The organism is Halorubrum sp. CGM4_25_10-8A, from assembly GCF_005435025.1.
Classification (GTDB): Archaea; Halobacteriota; Halobacteria; order Halobacteriales; family Haloferacaceae; genus Halorubrum; species Halorubrum ezzemoulense.
The window spans coordinates 11,287-29,788 of record NZ_SGTX01000012.1 but is presented as its reverse complement, the minus strand read 5'-3'; the positions used below and the strand labels follow the sequence as shown (position 1 = coordinate 29,788).

At 72.3% G+C, this 18,502-nt stretch carries 12 protein-coding genes; 8 read left to right on the top strand and 4 right to left on the bottom strand.

Features of this window, described 5'->3' with window-relative positions; genetic code table 11:
- The first annotated feature begins 86 nt into the window (after positions 1-86).
- Positions 87-2,006 carry a rhomboid family intramembrane serine protease gene (locus EXE52_RS12740; RefSeq protein ID WP_089307545.1) on the top strand — a complete coding sequence of 640 codons (1,920 nt, stop codon included), beginning with the start codon at positions 87-89 and terminating at the stop codon, positions 2,004-2,006.
- A 37-nt stretch (positions 2,007-2,043) separates the two neighbouring features.
- On the opposite strand, the gene EXE52_RS12735 is transcribed toward EXE52_RS12740, so the two are convergent.
- Both EXE52_RS12735 and EXE52_RS12730 read right to left on the bottom strand, forming a co-directional pair.
- The gene (locus EXE52_RS12735) at positions 2,044-2,667 is read right to left on the bottom strand and encodes an METTL5 family protein (protein WP_049929329.1); all 624 of its coding nucleotides are present in this window, start codon (positions 2,665-2,667) and stop codon (positions 2,044-2,046) included.
- A 3-nt stretch (positions 2,668-2,670) separates the two neighbouring features.
- Entirely contained in the window at positions 2,671-3,069 is a 399-nt protein-coding gene (locus EXE52_RS12730) for a hypothetical protein (RefSeq protein ID WP_086219128.1), read from the bottom strand.
- A gap of 335 nt (positions 3,070-3,404) precedes the next feature.
- Here EXE52_RS12730 and EXE52_RS12725 point away from each other — a divergent pair, with 335 nt between their 5' ends.
- From EXE52_RS12725 to EXE52_RS12710, 4 genes are all read left to right on the top strand, one after another.
- Positions 3,405-4,358: a transcription initiation factor IIB family protein gene (locus EXE52_RS12725; RefSeq protein WP_006113981.1), complete on the top strand. Its 954-nt coding sequence runs from the start codon at positions 3,405-3,407 to the stop codon at positions 4,356-4,358.
- A 96-nt stretch (positions 4,359-4,454) separates the two neighbouring features.
- Positions 4,455-4,889 carry a universal stress protein gene (locus EXE52_RS12720; protein ID WP_049930070.1) on the top strand — a complete coding sequence of 145 codons (435 nt, stop codon included), beginning with the start codon at positions 4,455-4,457 and terminating at the stop codon, positions 4,887-4,889.
- 33 nt (positions 4,890-4,922) lie between these two features.
- Positions 4,923-7,073 carry an AMP-binding protein gene (locus EXE52_RS12715; RefSeq protein WP_089307544.1) on the top strand — a complete coding sequence of 717 codons (2,151 nt, stop codon included), beginning with the start codon at positions 4,923-4,925 and terminating at the stop codon, positions 7,071-7,073.
- Positions 7,074-7,134: 61 nt separating this feature from the next.
- On the top strand, positions 7,135-8,283 hold the full coding sequence (locus EXE52_RS12710) for an acyl-CoA dehydrogenase family protein (protein WP_049929326.1): 1,149 nt from the start codon (positions 7,135-7,137) through the stop codon (positions 8,281-8,283).
- Between the two features lie 7 nt (positions 8,284-8,290).
- Here the strand turns inward: EXE52_RS12710 and EXE52_RS12705 are convergent, their stop codons facing one another.
- Positions 8,291-8,965, bottom strand: a complete 675-nt coding sequence (locus EXE52_RS12705) for an MBL fold metallo-hydrolase (RefSeq protein ID WP_049929325.1) — start codon at positions 8,963-8,965, stop codon at positions 8,291-8,293.
- A gap of 147 nt (positions 8,966-9,112) precedes the next feature.
- Here EXE52_RS12705 and EXE52_RS12700 point away from each other — a divergent pair, with 147 nt between their 5' ends.
- Positions 9,113-10,969, top strand: a complete 1,857-nt coding sequence (locus tag EXE52_RS12700) for a DNA mismatch repair protein (RefSeq protein ID WP_089307543.1) — start codon at positions 9,113-9,115, stop codon at positions 10,967-10,969.
- Positions 10,962-11,417, top strand: coding sequence for a hypothetical protein (locus EXE52_RS12695; RefSeq protein WP_049929323.1), 456 nt, complete (start codon positions 10,962-10,964; stop codon positions 11,415-11,417). Before EXE52_RS12700 ends, EXE52_RS12695 begins: the two co-directional genes overlap by 8 nt.
- Positions 11,418-11,445: 28 nt before the next feature.
- Here EXE52_RS12695 and EXE52_RS12690 read toward each other — a convergent pair whose 3' ends face one another.
- Positions 11,446-16,158 carry a glycoside hydrolase family 15 protein gene (locus EXE52_RS12690; RefSeq protein WP_199239150.1) on the bottom strand — a complete coding sequence of 1,571 codons (4,713 nt, stop codon included), beginning with the start codon at positions 16,156-16,158 and terminating at the stop codon, positions 11,446-11,448.
- A 127-nt stretch (positions 16,159-16,285) separates the two neighbouring features.
- Between EXE52_RS12690 and malA the strand changes: the two genes are divergently transcribed.
- Positions 16,286-18,415 carry an alpha-amylase MalA gene (gene malA / locus EXE52_RS12685; RefSeq protein WP_089307542.1) on the top strand — a complete coding sequence of 710 codons (2,130 nt, stop codon included), beginning with the start codon at positions 16,286-16,288 and terminating at the stop codon, positions 18,413-18,415.
- The last annotated feature ends 87 nt before the right edge of the window (positions 18,416-18,502 follow it).

Sequence of the window (18,502 nt, the reverse complement as noted above, 5' to 3'; positions counted from 1 at the left end):
CCGCCCGCTCGACCTCGCATTACGCCCGACCCCGTACCGCGTTCGACCCCCGTTATTGATGTGTGCGCGGCCCCGTCGAACCTGACATGGTCGCGGACGCGCTGGCGTCGGACGCCGTCCACCTCGCCGCCGGCGGCGTCGCCGTCGCCGTCGCGCTCGCCGCGGTGTTCCTCGCGGATCGACGAGGGGCCGACTGGACGCGGACGCTCCGCTCGCGGCTCCTGCTCGGTGTCCCGTGGGGGACGCTCCTCGTTGTCGCCGGCGTGATCGGAGTGTACCTGTTCGTCCAGTCCGGAATCGACGACCCGAACCGACCGGTCGTGATCCCGTTCCGGTCGTGGTCGTACTTCTACCCGGAGGGGCTCGTCTGGTCCAGCTTCGCGCACGCGGGCCGCGGACACATCACCGGGAACCTCCTCTCCGCGCTCGTCGCGGGGAGCCTCGCGGAGTACGCGTACGGCCACTTCCCCGAGGGACGCGAGGTCGGCGACCGGGAGCGGGCCGCCGTCCGGTCCCGCCGACTCCCGGATCGCCTGCGAGGTCTCCCGGGTCGAGTCCGTGAGATGCCGAGTCGGGCCCGACGGCTACCGAGCCGGATCCGCGCCGTCGAATCCCCCGGCGAGAACCCCTACGTCCGTGCGTTCCTGATCGTCCCCGGCGCGGCGGTCGCGTTCGGCCTCGTCTCCGCGCTGTTCGCGTTGGGGCCCGTGATCGGCTTCTCCGTCGTCGTGTTCGCGTACTGGGGGTTCGCGCTCGTCACGCGTCCCGTCGCCGCGGTCGTCGCCACGACGGGAACGGCGCTCGTCGGTGTCGTCTACGACGCCCTCCGGACGCCGGTGGCGTTCGCCGAGGCGTCCCCATCCTACGGCGCCCCGGGGTGGGCGAACGTCGCGATCCAAGGGCATGCGCTCGGGCTCATCGGCGGCGCCCTCGTCGCCGTCGTACTCCTGCGGCGGCGGCGGACTCGAGGGGGGGACGACGGAAAACGCAGCGAGGACCGCGACGCGGGCGCGACCCCCGGTCGGTGGCGGTTCCATCCGAATACCGCGCCGGACCACGACGGGTCGCGCGCGGACGCGTCGGAGCGCACCGCGCTCGTCGTCTTCGGGGCGCTCCTGCTGTTCGGCGCCTCGCGTCGGCTGTGGGCGGTGTACTGGTACCTCGGCAACGAGCGGTACGAGCTGTACCGCGCGGTCGGCGTTGGGCTGCTCGCCCTGCTGGCCGCGATCGTCGCCGTCGCGGCCGCCTCGCGCGACGACCCGCTCTGGCCGTCCCGAGCGGTGCCGAAGCCCGAGACGCTCCGAGACGGGATCCGGTCGTCGACGCCGGCGGCGGTCGGACTGGTCCTGCTCACGGCGGCGCTGGCGGCCGTCGCGGGGCCGGCCGTCGTGCCGAACCTCGTCACGGTCGAGGACGGCGACCTCCCGGGCGACCCGATCGAGGTCGAGGGGTATCAGGTGACCTACGCGGAGAACGTCGAGGACCGACTCGTGGGCGTCGTCGACGTGGAAGCGTTCGGGCGCTCGACGTCGGTCAACACGTCGGGGGTGATCGTCAGCGACCCCGACCGCGAGATATGGACGACCGCCGTCTCGAAGGGGAACCTCGCGTTCTGGGGGTACCGCGCGGTCGACGTGGGGGGCACCGGCTGGCGGGAGACCGTCTGGGTTCAGCGGGTCGGCTGGGTCGCTGCGAACGGCGGTCCGGCGTACCGGGTCGACGCGGTCAGGAACGAGACGAGACGGACGCTGTTCACGAGCGACCCCGCCCGGGCTGAGCCCCGGATCGACGGGCGGAACGTCGTCATCGCGGCCACGCCCGACGGGTTCGAACTGACGGTTGCCGGCGGCAGCGGGAACAACGTCACGGCGCCGCTCCCGGCCGCGAACGAGACCGAGACCGTCCGCGGGATCACGTTCGTTCGCGAGGGCAACGCCGTGTTCGCGCAGCGCGGCGAGACGCGAGTGCGGATCGCACAGCGGGAGCGGTACGAGGGACGGCGGTAGCCCGCGCCGGCGGGCCGGGAAGAGAGCGTCCGGCCCCCTACGACCACTCGATCCGGTACACTTCGGTGTCGATGTCGCGCGCCTCGTCGGTGTGGTGATCAAACTGTGCGTCGATCCGGAACTCGGCCGCGAACGCGTGCGTCACCTCGCCGCCCTCGTCGGCGGCGAACGCCTCGACGAACTTCCGGCTACCGGCGTTGTGGACCGAGTAAGAGACTTCGGCGAGGTCGCTCGCGACCGCGAGGAACTCCCGATCGGCGTTGCGGTTTCCGTCCTGTGCGCCGAACGGCGGGTTCATGACGACGGTCGCGGGCTCGGAGACCGCGAGCGGCGGGCGGGTCGCGTCGCCACGAACCCAGTGGACCGGCGCGCTGGCGGCGACGCGGCGCTCGTTCCCTCGGGCGGTCGCGAGCGCGCCCCCGTCGAGTTCGAGGCCGACGACGCGGGCGGGGCCGCGAAGCGCCGCCGCCAGCGCGAGCATCCCCGTGCCGGCGCCGAGGTCGAGCACGGTCCGCCCCTCGACGTCGCCGTGGAGGTCCGCCAGGTGGACGACGTGGGCGGCCAGCTCCGGCGGCGTCGGGTACTGTTCGAGGGCGGCGTCGGGGCGCTCGAAGCCGGCGACGACGCCGAGCTTGGTCGCGAGCGAGCGCTTCGTCGCCATCGGTCAGGCGCCGCCGGCGTCCGCGCCCACCCGGACGAGTTCGACGCCCTCGCGGTCGGCCCGCTCGGCGAGCGCTGCGAGCGCCGTGCGGGCCTCTTCGCGAACTTCGCCGGTGACGCTGACCTCGATCCGGCCGGCGCCGAGGAACGCCGCGGCGCGGAGGAGCCCGCGCAGTCGGTCGACCTCGCGCTGTCGCTCGAGGGTGCTCTCGGCGTCGAACTCGGCTTCGGCGGCGACCGCGGCGGGCTGGTAGCCGCGGGCCGCGAGCCCCCGCTTGAGGTCGCGGAGGTGCTCGGGCGCGGTGCTGTCGAGGTCCGCCGCGTCGATGACGACGGGATCGACGTCGGCCGGGCGACAGCCGCGAAGCGTGCGTTCGACGCCGGGCGGGGAAGTCGTACTCATACACGCCTATTGGTATAGGTTATACAAAAATCTTCTTGAATGTTTAGGAGTAATAAGCTTGGGCACCGGGGGTAAGACCGACGGAGCTGGCGAGAGGTGGGCGTCAAACGACGCCCGAGGCTCGACCGGGGCTCCGTCCACGGTCACGTTTCGTGCGTCTCGGTGCGGGTGGCCGGGCGACGGTAGGGCAGCCAACGATGTGTATTCTGTTCGCTAATCTGCTATTAATCCCTCTCTAACGTCCGAAAACGCGATTTTACGTCGGTTCGAGAACCGTCAGGATCGATGATAGGGGTGGACAAGGCTTAAATGCGCGACTGACCAGAAACCTTTTAATGGAACGTCCGAGTCGCCAGCGGCAACAGGAGCGGGACACGGAGCAGGAAACGGACGAATCGACGGTCTCCTGTCCGGAGTGTGACTCGGAGAACATCGTCACCGACGCCGATCAAGAGCTCGTCTGCGAGGACTGCGGGCTCGTCTTGGACGAGCGGAACATCGACCGCGGGCCGGAGTGGCGCGCGTTCAACCACAACGAGCGGCAGTCGAAGTCCCGGGTCGGCGCGCCGATCACGGAGACGATGCACGATAAGGGGCTGACGACGACGATCGACTGGAAAGACAAGGACGCGTACGGGCGGTCGCTCTCCTCCGAGAAGCGCTCGCAGATGCACCGACTGCGGAAGTGGCAGGAGCGGATCCGGACCAAGGACGCGGGCGAGCGCAACCTCCAGTTCGCGCTCTCTGAGATCGACCGCATGGCGAGCGCGCTCGGCGTTCCCCGGTCGGTACGGGAGGTCGCTTCCGTCATCTATCGACGCGCGCTCAACGAGGACCTCATCCGCGGCCGCTCCATCGAGGGCGTCTCCACCGCCGCCCTCTACGCCGCCTGCCGGCAGGAGGGGATTCCCCGGAGCCTCGACGAGGTCGCAGACGTGTCGCGGGTTCCGCAGAAGGAGATCGGCCGGACGTACCGCTACATCTCCCAGGAGCTCGGCCTAGAGCTGAAGCCGGTCGATCCCAAACAGTTCGTCCCCCGGTTCGCGTCCGCGCTCCAGCTCTCCGAGGAGGTCCAGTCGAAGGCGACCGAGATCATCGATGTCTCAGCCGAGCAGGGGCTGCTCTCCGGGAAGTCCCCCACCGGTTTCGCGGCCGCCGCCATCTACGCCGCGTCGCTGCTCTGTAACGAGAAGAAGACCCAGCGCGAGGTCGCCGACGTGGCGCAGGTCACCGAGGTCACCATCCGAAATCGGTACCAAGAGCAGATCGAAGCGATGGGCTTCCGTTAGGCGGTCGGCCGGTCGAGACCCCGGAGTTCGTCCCGTCTCGGGATCTGGACAGTTGGATCGGGTTTTTAATCGCTACCCGCTGTAGCGGGGAGTGTGATGTACTCGGATGTCCTCGTTCCGACCGACGGCAGCCCGGCGTCGGACGCCGCGATCGAACACGCGATCGACCTCGCAGACCGGTACGACGCTCGCCTCCACGCGCTGTACGTCGTCGACGGCGCGGCGTACTCCAGCCTGGAAGCGGGCGCGGAGATCGTCGTCGAGGCGCTCGAATCGGAGGGCGAGGAGGCGACGGGACGCGTGGCGGACGCCGCCGCGGACGCGGGCGTGGAGTGCGTCACCACCGTCGCGTCCGGCACCGCCTACCAGTCGATCCACGACTACGTCGACGAGAACGACATCGACGTGGTGGTGATGGGGACCCACGGCCGGAAGGGGCTCGACCGTTACCTGCTCGGGAGCGTCACCGAGCGGGTCGTCCGCACCTCGGACGTTCCGGTGTTGACCGTGCGACAGCCGGCGGATGAGTAGCCGCACGGCCTCGGGCGAACGGGGGTGACACCGATGCGCGACTGGCTCTCTCACCGCGTGGTCTCGTCGCCGGACGGGACCGCCCTCGTCCGCGCCGAGGACGGCGAGGCGTGGAGCTACACAGACCTCGACCGGCTCGTCGCCGAGACGGCGGGGCGACTCGTCGCGCACGGACTGGGCGAGGGCGACCGGGTCGGCGTGCTCACGCCCCCGTACGTGGGCACCGTCGGCCTCGTCCACGCGACGATGCGGATCGGCGCCACGTTCGTCCCGCTCGGCGAGGAGCTGACCGCCCGCGAGATCGCCGCGCGGATCGACCGGACCGACCTCGACGCCGTCGTCTGCGCCGAGCCGACCGAATCGACCGCGACCGCCGCGGTGTCCGAGATCGAGGGCGTCCCCGTTTACTCCGTGGACGACCCGGCGGACGCGGACGTAACTGGGATCCACGACGTCGATCCGGCGTCGCTCGATCCCCCGGAGTGGTCGTTCGAGGACCCGCTCTGCGTGCTGTTCACCTCGGGGACCACCGGCGAACCCAAGCCTGTCCCGCTGACCGCGGGCAACGTGTACAGCTCCGCGGTCGCCTCCGCGTTCCGCCTCGGGGTCGAGGCCGACGACCGCTGGCTGGTGTCGCTGTCGCTCCACCACATGGGCGGGCTCGCGCCGGTGTACCGGTCGGTGCTGTACGGGACGACCCTCGTGTTACGCGAGGGGTTCGACGCGGGCGGCACCGCCGACGACATCGACGCCTACGACGTGACCGGCGTCTCGCTCGTCCCGACGATGCTCCGGCGGATGCTCAACCGGCGGGGGACGCTGTCGGACTCGCTTCGGGTGGTCCTGCTCGGGGGCGCGCCAGCGCCGGCGGAGCTGTTGGAACGGTGCCGCGACTACTCGATCCCCGTTTACCCGACGTACGGAATGACGGAGGCCGCGTCGCAGATCACGACCGCGACGCCCCGACAGACCAGAGACCGGATCGGCACGGTGGGAAAACCCCTGTTCGGCACCGACGTGACCGTCGTCGACGGCGGCGACCCGGTCGACCCCGGCGAGACCGGCGAGATCGTCGTCAGCGGGCCGACGATCACTCCGGGGTACCTCGTCGAGGACGGCGGCGACCCGGACGCGGTCGACGGTGCGGGCGCGTCAACCACCGATGCGGTCGAGGGGGGCGACGCGTCCTCCACCGGGTCGGTCGGCGTGAACGGGATCGAAACAGCGGACCTCGACCGCTCCGATTTCGGCCCGTACGGACTCCGAACCGGCGACGTCGGGCGGTTCGACGAGGACGGCTACCTCCACGTGCTCAACCGCGTCGACGACCGGATCATCAGCGGCGGCGAGAACGTCGAACCCGGGGAGGTCGCGGACGTGCTCCGGGAGTACGACGACGTCGACGACGTGGCGGTGGTCGGGCTCGACGACGAGGTGTGGGGCGAGCGCGTCGCCGCGCTCGTCGCCGTCGGCGACCAGTTCCGGTCGGCGGCCGCCGACCCGGCCGTCGACGACGCGGTCCCAGAGATCGATCCCTCGGTGACCGACGGGGAAGGCGACGGCGCGGACGGGGGCGACGCGGAGAGCGAGGCCGCGATGTCGGCCACCGGGGCCGGATCCGTCGGTCCCGCGCCGATCGACGAGGCGGCGTTCGTCGAGTTCGCCCGCGAGCGGCTGGCGCGGTTCAAGATCCCCAAGACGATCGCGTACACTGCGGAGCTGCCGCGGACGGTCTCGGGGACGGTCGACAGGGAGGCGACGCGCGCGCTCCTCCGCGAACACGGGACGGACCCGCGCGGGAACCCCGACCTCGAGACCGCGGGGTTCGAGCCAGCCGACCCCGCGGAACCGCCCGCGGAGTCGGACGCGGCGGGGAACGAGTCGGACGCCGCGGAGCCTGACTCGGACGACCGGCCAGCGGGGGGCGGCGAGGCGGACGACGCTGCGGGAGGAGCGAACGACGCGGGCGCGCTCGAAGGCGGCACGGTGGCCGACGGAGAGCCTTCGTCGGATGCGACCGAGGGAGACGAGGTCGCGGCCGGATCGGAGGGAGTCACGCGACGCGACGCGGAGGTGGGCGGCGACGAGGACGGCGACGTGGAGACAAGCGGCGACGAGGACGGCGACGCGAGGGCGGGCGCTGACGGAGAACGCAGCGACACGGACGCGGTCGACGACGCGTGAACTCGCCCGGAGTTCTTCGTTGTTCCACGAAGGTTTTGTCCACGGGGTCCACAGGGTCGGTATGGAGTTGCTCGACGACAGCATCGTGCCGGAGCGCGCGCGAGACGTCAAACAGGAGGCCCGCGAGTTCGCCGACGAGTACATCGCACCGAACGCCGAGTCGTACTACGACACCGGCGAGTACCCGTGGGAGGTGCTCGAAGCCGGGATGGACGCCGGGCTCGTCGCGCAGGACATCGGCGAGGAGTACGGCGGGAAAGGGTTCGACCTCGCGCAGGTGCTCGCCATCGCGGAGGAGTTCTACCGCGCGGACGCGGGCATCGCGCTCACCCTCCAGCTCGCCAGCTTCGGCGCGGAGATGGTCGAGGACTACGGCACGGAGGAGCAGAAGGAGAAGTACCTCCGGCCGGTGGCCGAGAACGAACAGCTCTCGGGGCTCGCGGTGTCGGAGCCGCAGACCGGCTCCGACCTGGCGGGCATGACGACGAAGGCCGAGAAGGTCGAGGGAGGCTACGAGCTCACCGGCGAGAAGTACTGGGTCGGCAACGCGGTCGAGGCCGACTGGCTCACCGTCTACGCCAAGACCGGCGAGAGCGACGACCGTTACTCGAACTACACACTGTTCATCGTCGAGACGGACTCCGACGGCTACGAGGCCGAGCACATCCCCGAGAAGATGGGGATGCGCGCGTCGAAGCAGGGCCACATCGTCTTCGAGGACTGCTTCGTCCCCGAGGAGAACGTCGTCGGCAGCGAGGGCGGCGGGTTCTACGCCCTCGCGGACTTCTTCAACCACGGCCGCGTCATCGTCGGGGGCCACGGACTGGGCCTCGCGGCCGCGGCCATCGAGGAGGCCGAGGCGTTCATCGACGAGCGCGAGGCGTTCGGCCGCACCATCGACGACTTCCAGGCCGTCCAGCACACGGTCTCGGACATGCGGATCGGCTTCGAGTCGGCGCGCGCGCTCAACTGGCGCGCCTGCGAGAAGGTCGCGAACAGCGAGGACGCCGGCTACTGGGCCGCGCTGGCGAAGACCAAGTCCACCGAGGTCGCCACCGACTGCGCCGAGAAGGGGATGAAGCTCCACGGCGGCCGGTCGAACCTCACCGAGCGCCGGATCGCCCGCGTCTACCGCGACGTGCGCATCCCGGTGATCTACGAGGGCGCCAACGACATCCAGCGCAACCTCATCTACCGGCAGTCGCGCTAGGCGGCGTTCAGAGCGTCGCCGCCAGCCGGCGCAGCGCCTCGTCACCCCCCGAGGCGAGCGGGTCGCCGTGTCCGACACAGGCGACGTCGAACGCGGGGGCGCGCTCCGCGAGCGACCGGACGCTCGCCGCGACCGCGCCCGTGTCGTAGCTTATCACCCAGCCGGACTCCGTCAACTCGCCGTCGGACTCCGAGACGAGGTCGCCGAGCAGCGCGACGCCCAGTTCCTCGCTGACGTAGGCGACGTGGCCGGGCGTGTGGCCCGGCGTGTGGTACGCCGTGAACGAGCCGATCGCGTCGCCGTCGCGGACGCCGACGATTTCGAGTTCCGGGAGATCGGTGACGAGTCCGCCGAGCCGCTGTATCAGCCCTTTATGATTCCCGAGCGGGGGGGTCCGATAGCCCCGCAGCAGTTGCGCGTCGAAGCCGTAGGCGTGGACCGGCGCGTCGAGCTCCGGCGTCAGCGCCGCCAGCGTCCCGACGTGATCGAGGTCGTAGTGGGTGAGGAGGACGCGCCCGATCGCCGAGAGATCGACGCCGGCGTCGCCGAGGCCCTCTCGGATCGCGCCCTCGTCCCACGGCGTCCCGGCGTCGACAAGCGTCGGCACGTCGTCGAAGACGAGGTACGCGTTGACTCCGCCGCAGTCGAGTCGCCAGACGCCGTCCGCGATCTCCGTGGCCATGGCCGCGAGTAGGAGTCAGCGCGGTATGAACGCTGCCGTGGCGGAACCGACGGCGAGGGGACGGAACTCGCGCCGACGTTCTCGCGGGGTCGCCGTCGGCGACGCGAGCGACGAAAGCGCCAAGATGCCGGGGCCACACCACGGGGTATGCGACTCCAGGACTACTGGGGGATCGGGCCGAAGACGAGCGAGCGGCTCGCCGAGGCCCTCGGGACCGAGCGGGCGGTCGAGGCGATCGAGTCGGCCGATGTCCGCGCGCTCGTCGACGCCGGGCTCCACCGCGGCCGCGCGACCCGCATCCTCCGCCGGGCGAACGGGGAGGCCGGGATGGACGTGCTCGCGACTGGCGACGCGCGCTCGGTGTACGACGACCTCCTCGGGCTCGCGGCCGACGCGGCGCTGACCGCGCACGCGGCGGACCGCATTCGGGTGTTGACCCCGCTCCTCGACCGCGACGCCGTCGAGGCACGATTAGACCGGGTCGTCGCCGCCCGCGACGCGTGGACCGACCTCGACGAGGCGGACCGGGAGGCGGTCGCGGACGCGTTCGACGCGTACGACGAGGCCGCCGGCTCCGACCTGGCCGCGGTCGAGACCGCCGTCGCGCTCCGCGAGGCGGGGTTGACGGCGGGACCGTTCGCCGACATCGGCGCGCTGGACGGGGACCGCCTGCGCGACGCGGCCGACGCGCTCGCCGACGTTCGGGGGTCGATCGACCCCGCCGGCGGGCTCGACGGTGACGATATCGAGATCGCGGCGGGCGCGGACGCGGAGCTGGACCGGCTCCGCGAGCAGCTGTCCGCGGCGCGCGACCTCGCCGACTCCGCGTTCGACGTGCTGGAATCGGTCCGCGACGGGAGCCTCCGCGACTTCGAGGCGCTGGAGGCGGCGACGATCGACCACGTCGCGAGCGAGACGGGCGTCGAGCCCGCGACGGTCCGGGCCGCGTCGCCCGACGAGGCGCTCGACGCCGCCGACTTCGTCTCCGGGACGCTGCGGGACCTCGTCGTCGAACTCGAAGCGGCCGTCGAGGAGCGTGAGGCCGCCGTCGCGGCCGACATCCGCGAGCGGCTGGGCGACGAGTCCGCGGGGAGAGACGACGCGACCGCCGCCGGCGGCGACGGAGCGGACGACGGCGGCGACACCGCCGTCGCCCGCGCCGCGTCCGCCGTGTCGGACGCCGCCTTCCTGCTGTCGCTCGGGCGGTTCGCGGCGGAGAACGGGCACGTCCGCCCGACGCTCGTCGACGACGGCATCGCCGTGCGCGGCGCGCGGAACCCGTTCCTCGGGGGCGACGTCCAGCCGGTCTCGTACGGCGTCGGCTCGCACTCGCTCGCTGACGCGTCGGGCGTCGCAAGCGCCGACGCGCCGCCGACCGGCGACCGCGTGAGCGTCCTCACCGGGGCGAACTCCGGCGGGAAGACGACCCTCCTCGAAACGCTGTGCGCGGTGGCGCTGCTCGCATCGATGGGGCTGCCCGTGCCCGCCGACGCGGCCGAGGTCGGGACGTTCGACCGGATCGTCTTCCACCGCCGACACGCGTCGTTCAACGCCGGCGTGCTGGAGTCGACGTTGAAGTCGGTCGTGCCGCCGCTGGTCGCGGACGGCCGGACGCTCATGCTCGTCGACGAGTTCGAGGCGATCACGGAGCCGGGCCGGGCCGCCGACCTGCTGAACGGGCTGGTGACGCTCACCGTCGACCGCGGCGCGCTCGGCGTCTACGTCACGCACCTCGCCGAGGACCTGAGTCCGCTGCCCGAGGCCGCACGGATCGACGGCATCTTCGCGGAGGGGCTGACGAACGACCTGGAGCTCCGCGTCGACTACCAGCCGCGGTTCGAGACGGTCGGGAAGTCCACGCCGGAGTTCATCGTCTCGCGGCTGGTCGCGAACGCGGGCGACCGCGGCGTCCGCGCCGGCTTCGAGCACCTCGCGGGCGCGGTCGGCGAAGAGGCCGTCCAGCGAACGCTCTCGGACGCCGAGTGGGCGGCGAACGATGACTGAAGAGTCGGCGGACGACGCGGCCGGTCCCGACCGGATCCGGTCGATCGCGGTTCACCGCGAGGACGTGGCGAACGCGCTCGAGGCCACGCTCCGGAGCGACCGCGAGGTCGTCCTCCGCGCGACGCCGCCGTTCTCCGGGCGGATGCGCGCACGGCTCCACGCGCTCGACGCCGGCGGGAATGGAGGCCATAACGGGAACGGTGGTTCCGACGACGCACCCGCGCCGCTCCACATTGACCCCAGGGACCTCGTCGCGGACGTGCCCCCGTACCCCGAAGTCGACGACACGGCCGCCGAACTCCCTGACGCCGACCTCGAAACGCGTCGCGAGCGACACGCCGAGAGCGTCGAGGCGTGGCGCGAGACCGTGCGCGAGCGCGTCGGTTCGACGGTCGAGATCGAGGTCGACGGCGGGGTCCGCAGCGTCGACGTGAACGCGCTCGGGTAAGCCGAGCCGGAGACCGGGACCGCCCGACCTAGAGCCGAAGCCGTTCCACCGACGTGCCGGCCGCCTCGAACGCCTCGTCCGTCGCGGCCGCGACCACGACGGTGCCCGCATCGGTCGCGGCGTCGAGGTCGACCTCAAAGGCACCGTCGTCGTCGGGCGTCACGAGCCGCGAGGTCTTTCGGGTGTGGACGGCGACGGACTCGGCGTCCGTCTCGCCCGCGACGACGACCGCGTCCTCGACGAACTCGGCCGTGGCGGTCAGGTCGGGGCCTGCGGGGCGGTCGCGCTCGACGTACCGATCCCGGACGACCGCCGGCGTCTCGACCGGTTCGTCCGCGTCGACGCCGTGCGCCAACCGGACGAAGCCGGCCATCGACCACGCGAGGGGGGTCGCCCCCCCGGTGCCCTCGCCGAACTCCCAGCCGTACTTCGTCGGGTGTTCGCGGTCCCACACCTGCTCGGGGAGCATCAGCCCGGAGTTGCCGAACCCGGCCATCGTCTCGAGCAGGGCCTCGGGTTCGAGCGCATCCTCGTCGGTCCCGCCGAAGGCGTCGGGGCCGTCGGCGCGGGCGCGCAGCTCGTACTCGCCGCGCTCGCCGGTGAAGATCGGCCAGAGACGCCCGCGGCCGTCGCCGGTCCCGGCCCACGGCGCGCCGGGGTCACCGACCGCGATCTCGCCGTACGCGTCGCCGACGTAGCGGTACCAGGCGGCGCCGTGCGGCGTGTCCACCCGGATCGAGTCGTCGACGACCGAGACGGAGTTGCGGACGACCGGGTCGTCGGCGGGCTTGATCCCCAGCCGGACGAGTTCGAGGAAGCCGCCGTCGATTATCTCCCGCTCGTCGTACGTCGGCCCGTCGTTGGCGATGGTGCGCGGTCGGCCGGAGTCGGGGTTCCCGTCGGCCGTGATCCGGATGTAGTACGGGGTCCGATCGTGGCGGTCGGTCCCCGTCGAGGTCGCGCACCACTCCTCGACGCGCGCGGTCCAGTCGTCGGCGAGCGCGAGCCACGCCAGCGCGTCCGCACGGAGGGAGTCGGGCGTTTCGGCGCCGTCGCCGTCCGCCTCCTCGCGCCGGTCGGCCTCGGCGAGCGCGAGCGCCGCGCCGCAGACGAGGCCCGCTATCTCGGCCGCGATGCTCGACGGCGAGTAGCCGGCCTCCTCCTCCCAGCGCTCCTGTGCCGTCTCGGGACCGTTCTCGGCGATGTAATCGAGCGAGCGGGCGACCTGGTCGTACGTGTAGCCGGCGTCGTCGAGCGTCACGCCGCGCTCGTACAGCTGCCACGCCATCACCGAGGGGAAGCCGATGTTGTCCATCTGCTCGCCGCCCCACCGGGTCCGGCCGTCGATGTAGGTGTTCTGCGGGAGGAATCCGTCGTCGTCCTGCTGGGTGTTGTAGAGGTAGGCCAAGGCGTCCGCGCCGCGTTCGAGCTCGTCCATCTCGATCAGGGCCGTGAACACCTGATAGAGGTCGCGCGACCAGACGAAGTTGTAGCCGTAGCCGCGGTTCTCGGCGGCGTACTCGGTCTCGCCCCACGGCACCGACGGGCTGGCGATCCCCGCGCCGTCGTGGGCCTTGTCCTCGACGGCCGCCAGCGTCATCAGCGCGAACCGATACTGCGCCGCGAGGCCGGGGTCGCCGGCGACCGAGTCGGGAAGCTCACGGTCGGCGAGCCACGCGCGCCACGTCTGCGCGTACGCCGCCGCGGCGTCGTCGAACCCGCGAGCGAGCGCGCCCTCCGCCTCGCCGAGCGCGCCCGCCGTGTCCGAGTCCTCGGCGAACCCGAGCGCGACCGTGTCTCGCAGCGACTCGCCGCTGCCGACGAGACCGGCGAGCACGACGTTGCCGACCGCCTCGGGCGATTCCTCGACGCGCTCGCCGTCGCCGAACAGCGCGTCGGTGGCGTCGCCGTCGGCCGCGAGCGCGCTCGCCCAGTCGAACCCGTCGCCGCTCGCCAGCGCGAGCGCGGGGGCGAACGGCTCGCCCTCGTCGTCGACGAGCTTCCCGGGGTCGCGGTCCGGGTCGTCCTTGCGCGCGAGGAGGTGCGCCCCCGCGTCGCCCGCGACCCGCTCGGCGCGGTCGTCGGTGCCGACGTTCGCGATGGTGGCGTCGACGAGAGCGTACACGTCGTACTCGCGGGACCCCTCGAACCGGACGTCGGCGAGGATCGCGGTGCCGTCGGTGTCGACCGCGTACTCGACGGTGAGCGTCCAGCCGTGGCCGTGGCCGTCGCCGGTCTCGCGGATCGTCTGGACGTACGCCAGCGCGTCGTCGGCCGCCGGCTCGGTCGTCCGCTCGATCGTCTCCGTCGCCGAGACGTGGCCCGTCTCGGCGAAGGTCCGTATCGCGTACTCGGAGTCGGGGTCGGCCACGAGGAAGTCGAACGTCCGGACGTTCATCACGTCGATCCGGGGGAACCGCGCCTCGGTGAGGGCCCCCTCGGTGAGAGTGAACCACACCGGGACCGGATCGTCGGCGTCGTAGTCGGCGGGCGTACCGACGCCGAACTTGCGGCCCGTGGTCCAGTGCGGCGCCGCCTCCGGGCCGGTCTCGCGGTCGTGCGGGACCGGGAGTTCGCCGCGGCTCGCCAGCGTCACCGTGGCGTCGATGCGGAGCGCGTGGGACCACGCGATCGGCGTCGCGCTGTCGAGGTCCCCGTCGTCGAACACCTGCTCCGCGAACAGCCCGGCCTCGTTGACGAAGGGACCGTCCGGCTCGCAGAGGGCGTAGAGGTCGCGCGCGTCGGCGAACAGCGGCTCCGCGGTCCCGCCGCGGTCCTCGACGACGCCCGCGAGCGTCGCCGCCGCGGTCGCGCCCCACAGCGTCGCGATCGACCACACCTTCGCGGCGCCCTGCTCGGCGGTGCGCCAGTCGTCGCCGGTGAACCGCACGAGCCCCTCCACGGCGGACGTCTCGCGCCGGAGCGCGTCGATCGACTGCCGGACGTGGGTGTTGACGCGGTCGAGGAAGCGGTCGAACTCGCTCGCCGCGACAGTGTCGACCGAGCCGGAGCCGTCGGTGGCCGCGGCGTCGTCGGGCGCGTCGTCGTCGGCCGCCGGCGTCTCGTCGAGCAGGGCGGCGTACTCGGCAGCCGCGGTCGCGAGCGCGAAGGTGCTGGCGTCGGCGCGGCTGTCTTGGTCCTCCTCGCTCGCGCGCTGGAGGAACCGCTCCGTGTCGGGGTTCCAGCGCGCGTTGAGCCCGGAGAGCGCGGTGTCAGCGGCGTCGGCCGCGTCGGCCCGGAGTGCCTCGTCGACCGGCGCGCGCGCCACCGCGGCGAACGCCCGGAGGTACTCGGCGCCGGTGTGGGTGAACCGGCCGAGCGCGTTCTCCCAGCAGTTCTGACAGCGGCGGGGGAGCCCGTCGTCCTCGGTCGTCTCGAAGAGGAAGTCGACGGCGTCGGCGATCGTCTCGTCGATCCGGTCGCGCCACTCTTCGGGGAGGTCGGCCTCGCGGCGGAGGGTCGCGAGGAACGCGACGACCGTGGCGGGCTGGTCGAGCTGATCGTTCGGGCCGGGGGTCGCGTTCGCGCCCTCGATCCGGGCGTTCGCCCAGCCGGGGGCCACCTTCCCGGAGTCAGCCCACACGCGGTGGGGCCACGAGCCGTCGGCGTCCTGCGTCCGACAGAAGAAGCTCGCGGCCGCGAGCAGCTCCTCGTCGGCGTCGAGGCCGAGCTCCTCGCTCGCGTCGAGCAGCGCGGTCGAGACGGTCGCCTCGTCGCGGAACCACGTGTAGCCGTAGCCGCCGGAGGTGGAGTAAAACGGGTCGAACTCGGGGGCGGCGATCCGGCCCCCGGACTCCGCGGTGAGCAGGTCGAGCGCGCGGAGGTCGCCCGCGATCACCGACCGTCGCGGGGCGTCGGCGGGCACGTCCGGTCCGCGCCCGTCCGCGGCCTCGCGGAGGTCGTCCGCGTCGGGGTACGCGGTGGCGATGTTCGAGACCGTCTCGATGCGGCGCTGGCGGTCGACCCCGTCGGTGAGCGCGTCCTTCGCGTCGTCACCGGTGTCGCGGGCGGCCCGGCGGTCGACGACCGCTCGCCCGGCGAGCGTGACGCGCTCCGTGCGGCCGTCGCGCTCGAAGGGGGCGCGGACGACCACGTCGGGAGTGAGCCGCGAGTCCTCTCGTCGGTCGATCTCGCCGCGGTGCGGGAAGCCGTCGTCGGCCTCGCCGAGCAGCTCCGGAATCGTCCGCAGGCGCTGGCCGTGGGCGTTCGAGAGCCCGGTCGAGGCGGTGAGGAAGTCGTGCTCGGTGCGGTGGTACACCTCGACGACGCCGCCGTCCTCGGGGCCGGCCCCGTCGTGGACCATGTTACCGACGCGACCCTCGACCATGTCCGGCGAGAACGCGTAGGCGGCGACGACCTCGGCGTCGGCGGGCGGTGATCCCCGGAGTTCGACGTGCGTGAGGTGCGTGTCGCTCACGACGAGGTCGAACTGGTGGATGGTGTAGCGGCCGGCGTCGTACTCCGTCTCGACGAGCGGCGTGTCGCCGTCGTAGTGCTGGCGGGTCGTCTCGAGGTCGTCGAACCAGCGGACCCCGCGCCCGGCGGTGATCCCCATCCGCAGGCGGTCGGCCCCGCCGACCTCGGAGAGGGAGTACGAACAGTCGTGGACGGTCCCGTCCGGTCCGACGTGGACCAGTCGGCCGTCGTCGCCGGTGAACGCGCCGGCGGTCATCGAGTGTTCCGCCGGGTAGCGCTCCCCGCGCCGACGTTCGTGCTCCGTAAGGGCGGTACGCAGTCGCATACCCGCTCTGCGACTGCCGGAGTAAAAGCCTTGACGACCGCGGCCGGTATCCGAACGGACGCTGCGCGACGCAGATCTCACCGAAACAAGAGCAACACCGAAGGCCCCGGGCGTTAATTGGCGTCACATGCACCACCCCGGACCCCCGCGCTTCCTCGCGACCGGCGAGCAGACCGAACTGGCTCCGCGAGACCCGAACCCCGACGCGACGTACGCCTGGCGCGTCGCCGACGCCCCGCCCGGCAGCGAGGCGACCGTCGGCGACGACGCCGTAACGGCGTTCACGCCCGACGTTCCGGGCCGTTACCTGCTCGGGCTCGACGCGCCGGACGGCGACCACCTGCTCACGGTCCGCGCGTTCCCCGCGAGCTACGAGGGCGTCGACGTCGCCGGCGGCAGCGGGACCGCGATACGGGACCGCGACGCGGACGACGCGCCGGTGGACTACGCCGCGCGGGAGCGGCACGAGGGCGTGGGTCGGCCGCGGGTCAGGGTGGACGCGAGCGTCGCGTTCGGCGACGACGCCGAGTCGACCGGCGGCGAGACCGGAGGGGAGGAGACGCGCTCGGGCGCCGGAGAGGCGGTGTTCACCGCGACGCCGACGCCGAACCCGGAGTCCGCGTTCGACGCCGACGACCTCTCGGTGACCTTCGTCGTCGACGACCGGGACGTCGAGACCGCGGTGGCCGACGGCCGCACGAGCCCGCGAGACGCGCTCCGGGTGAGCGACGGCGGCCGCGAACTCCGCGTCCCCCTCGACGCGGTTCCTGACCGCCTCCGCGTTCACGCCGTCGCGGTCGCGCGGGACTCGGGAGAGGATCCGCGCGTGAGCGTCGCCGACGCGGCCGCGGTCGAGCGCGCCGGGGACGGTCCGCCGGGAGCGACCGACGCCGGCGGCGAGGCCGTGCTGACCCCTGACGCGCCCGACTTCGAGACGCTCCGACTCAACGACCCGCCGGCGTGGACTCGCAGCGCCTCCGTCTACGAGGTGTTCGTCCGCACCTTCGCGGACGCCGACGAGGGCGCGGCGTTCGACGCCATCGCGGAGCGGATCCCCCGGATCGCGGAGCTCGGCGCCGACACGCTCTGGCTCACGCCGGTCCTCGGGCACGACGGGAAGCCACACGGCTACAACATCGTCGACTTCTTCGACACCGCCGACGACCTCGGCGAGCGCGAGGACTTCGAAGCGCTCGTCGAGACGGCCCACGACCACGGGATGCGCGTGCTGTTCGACTTCGTCGCCAACCACACGGCCCGCGACCACGAGTGGTTCCGCGACGCCTACCAGAATCCGGAGTCGCCGTACCGCGACCGCTACGAGTGGCACGAGTCCGGCGAGCCGGGGACCTACTTCGACTGGGAGCTTATCGCGAACCTGAACCACGCGAACCTCGACGTGCGGCGGTTCCTCCTCGACGTGATCGACGAGTGGGCCCCGCTGGTCGACGGGTTCCGCTGCGACATGGCGTGGGCGGTCCCGGACTCGTTCTGGCGCGAACTCCGCGACCGCGTGAAGGACATCGACCGCGAGTTCCTCCTGATGGACGAGACGATCCCGTACATCCCCGGCTTCCACGAGGGGATGTTCGACGTCCACTTCGACGCGACGCTGTACTTCCAGCTCCGCCAGGTCGGTCGCGGCGCGGAACCCGCTTCGAGCGTCCTCGACGCGGTCGACCAGCGCGCGGAGATCGGGTTCCCCGACCACGCCGAGTTCCTCCAGTACATCGAGAACCACGACGAGACGCGCTACCGCGTCGAGTGCGGCGACGCCGCCGCGGCGGCCGCGGGCGCGGCGATCATGACGCTGCCCGGCGTCCCGATGGTGTACGCCGGCCAGGAGATCGGTCAGCGCGGCCGGCGCGACGCGATCGCGTGGGACCACGCGCGCGAGGAGGTCCGCGACCGCTACGAGCGACTGCTCGCGACCCGACGGGACCACCCGGCGCTCGGGCCGGAGGGCGACGTGTCGCGCGTCGGCTACCACGTCGCGAGCGGCGACCTCTCCGAGCGGCCGATCGTCGCGAGCGGCGACGTCCACCCGGACGACGTGGTCGCGTTCCGCCGGCACGACGGCGACGAGGACCTGATCGTCGTTCTCAACTTCGCGCCCGCGGACGCGAGCGTCGCGATCGATGTCGCTCACGGCGAGCGCGACCTGGTCACGGGCGAGCGGTGCGTGGTCGAAGACGGCGAGGGCACCAAGCGGGTCCGCGTCGACGACGTGGCGGTGGTGCCGGTCGCAGAGGAGTGAACGGCGGGCCGGAGAGTGGCCGTCCGGTCGCGGACGAGTGAGCGGCCAGTCGTGACGATCTCCGCCGCCGCGACGCGATCCCCGGAC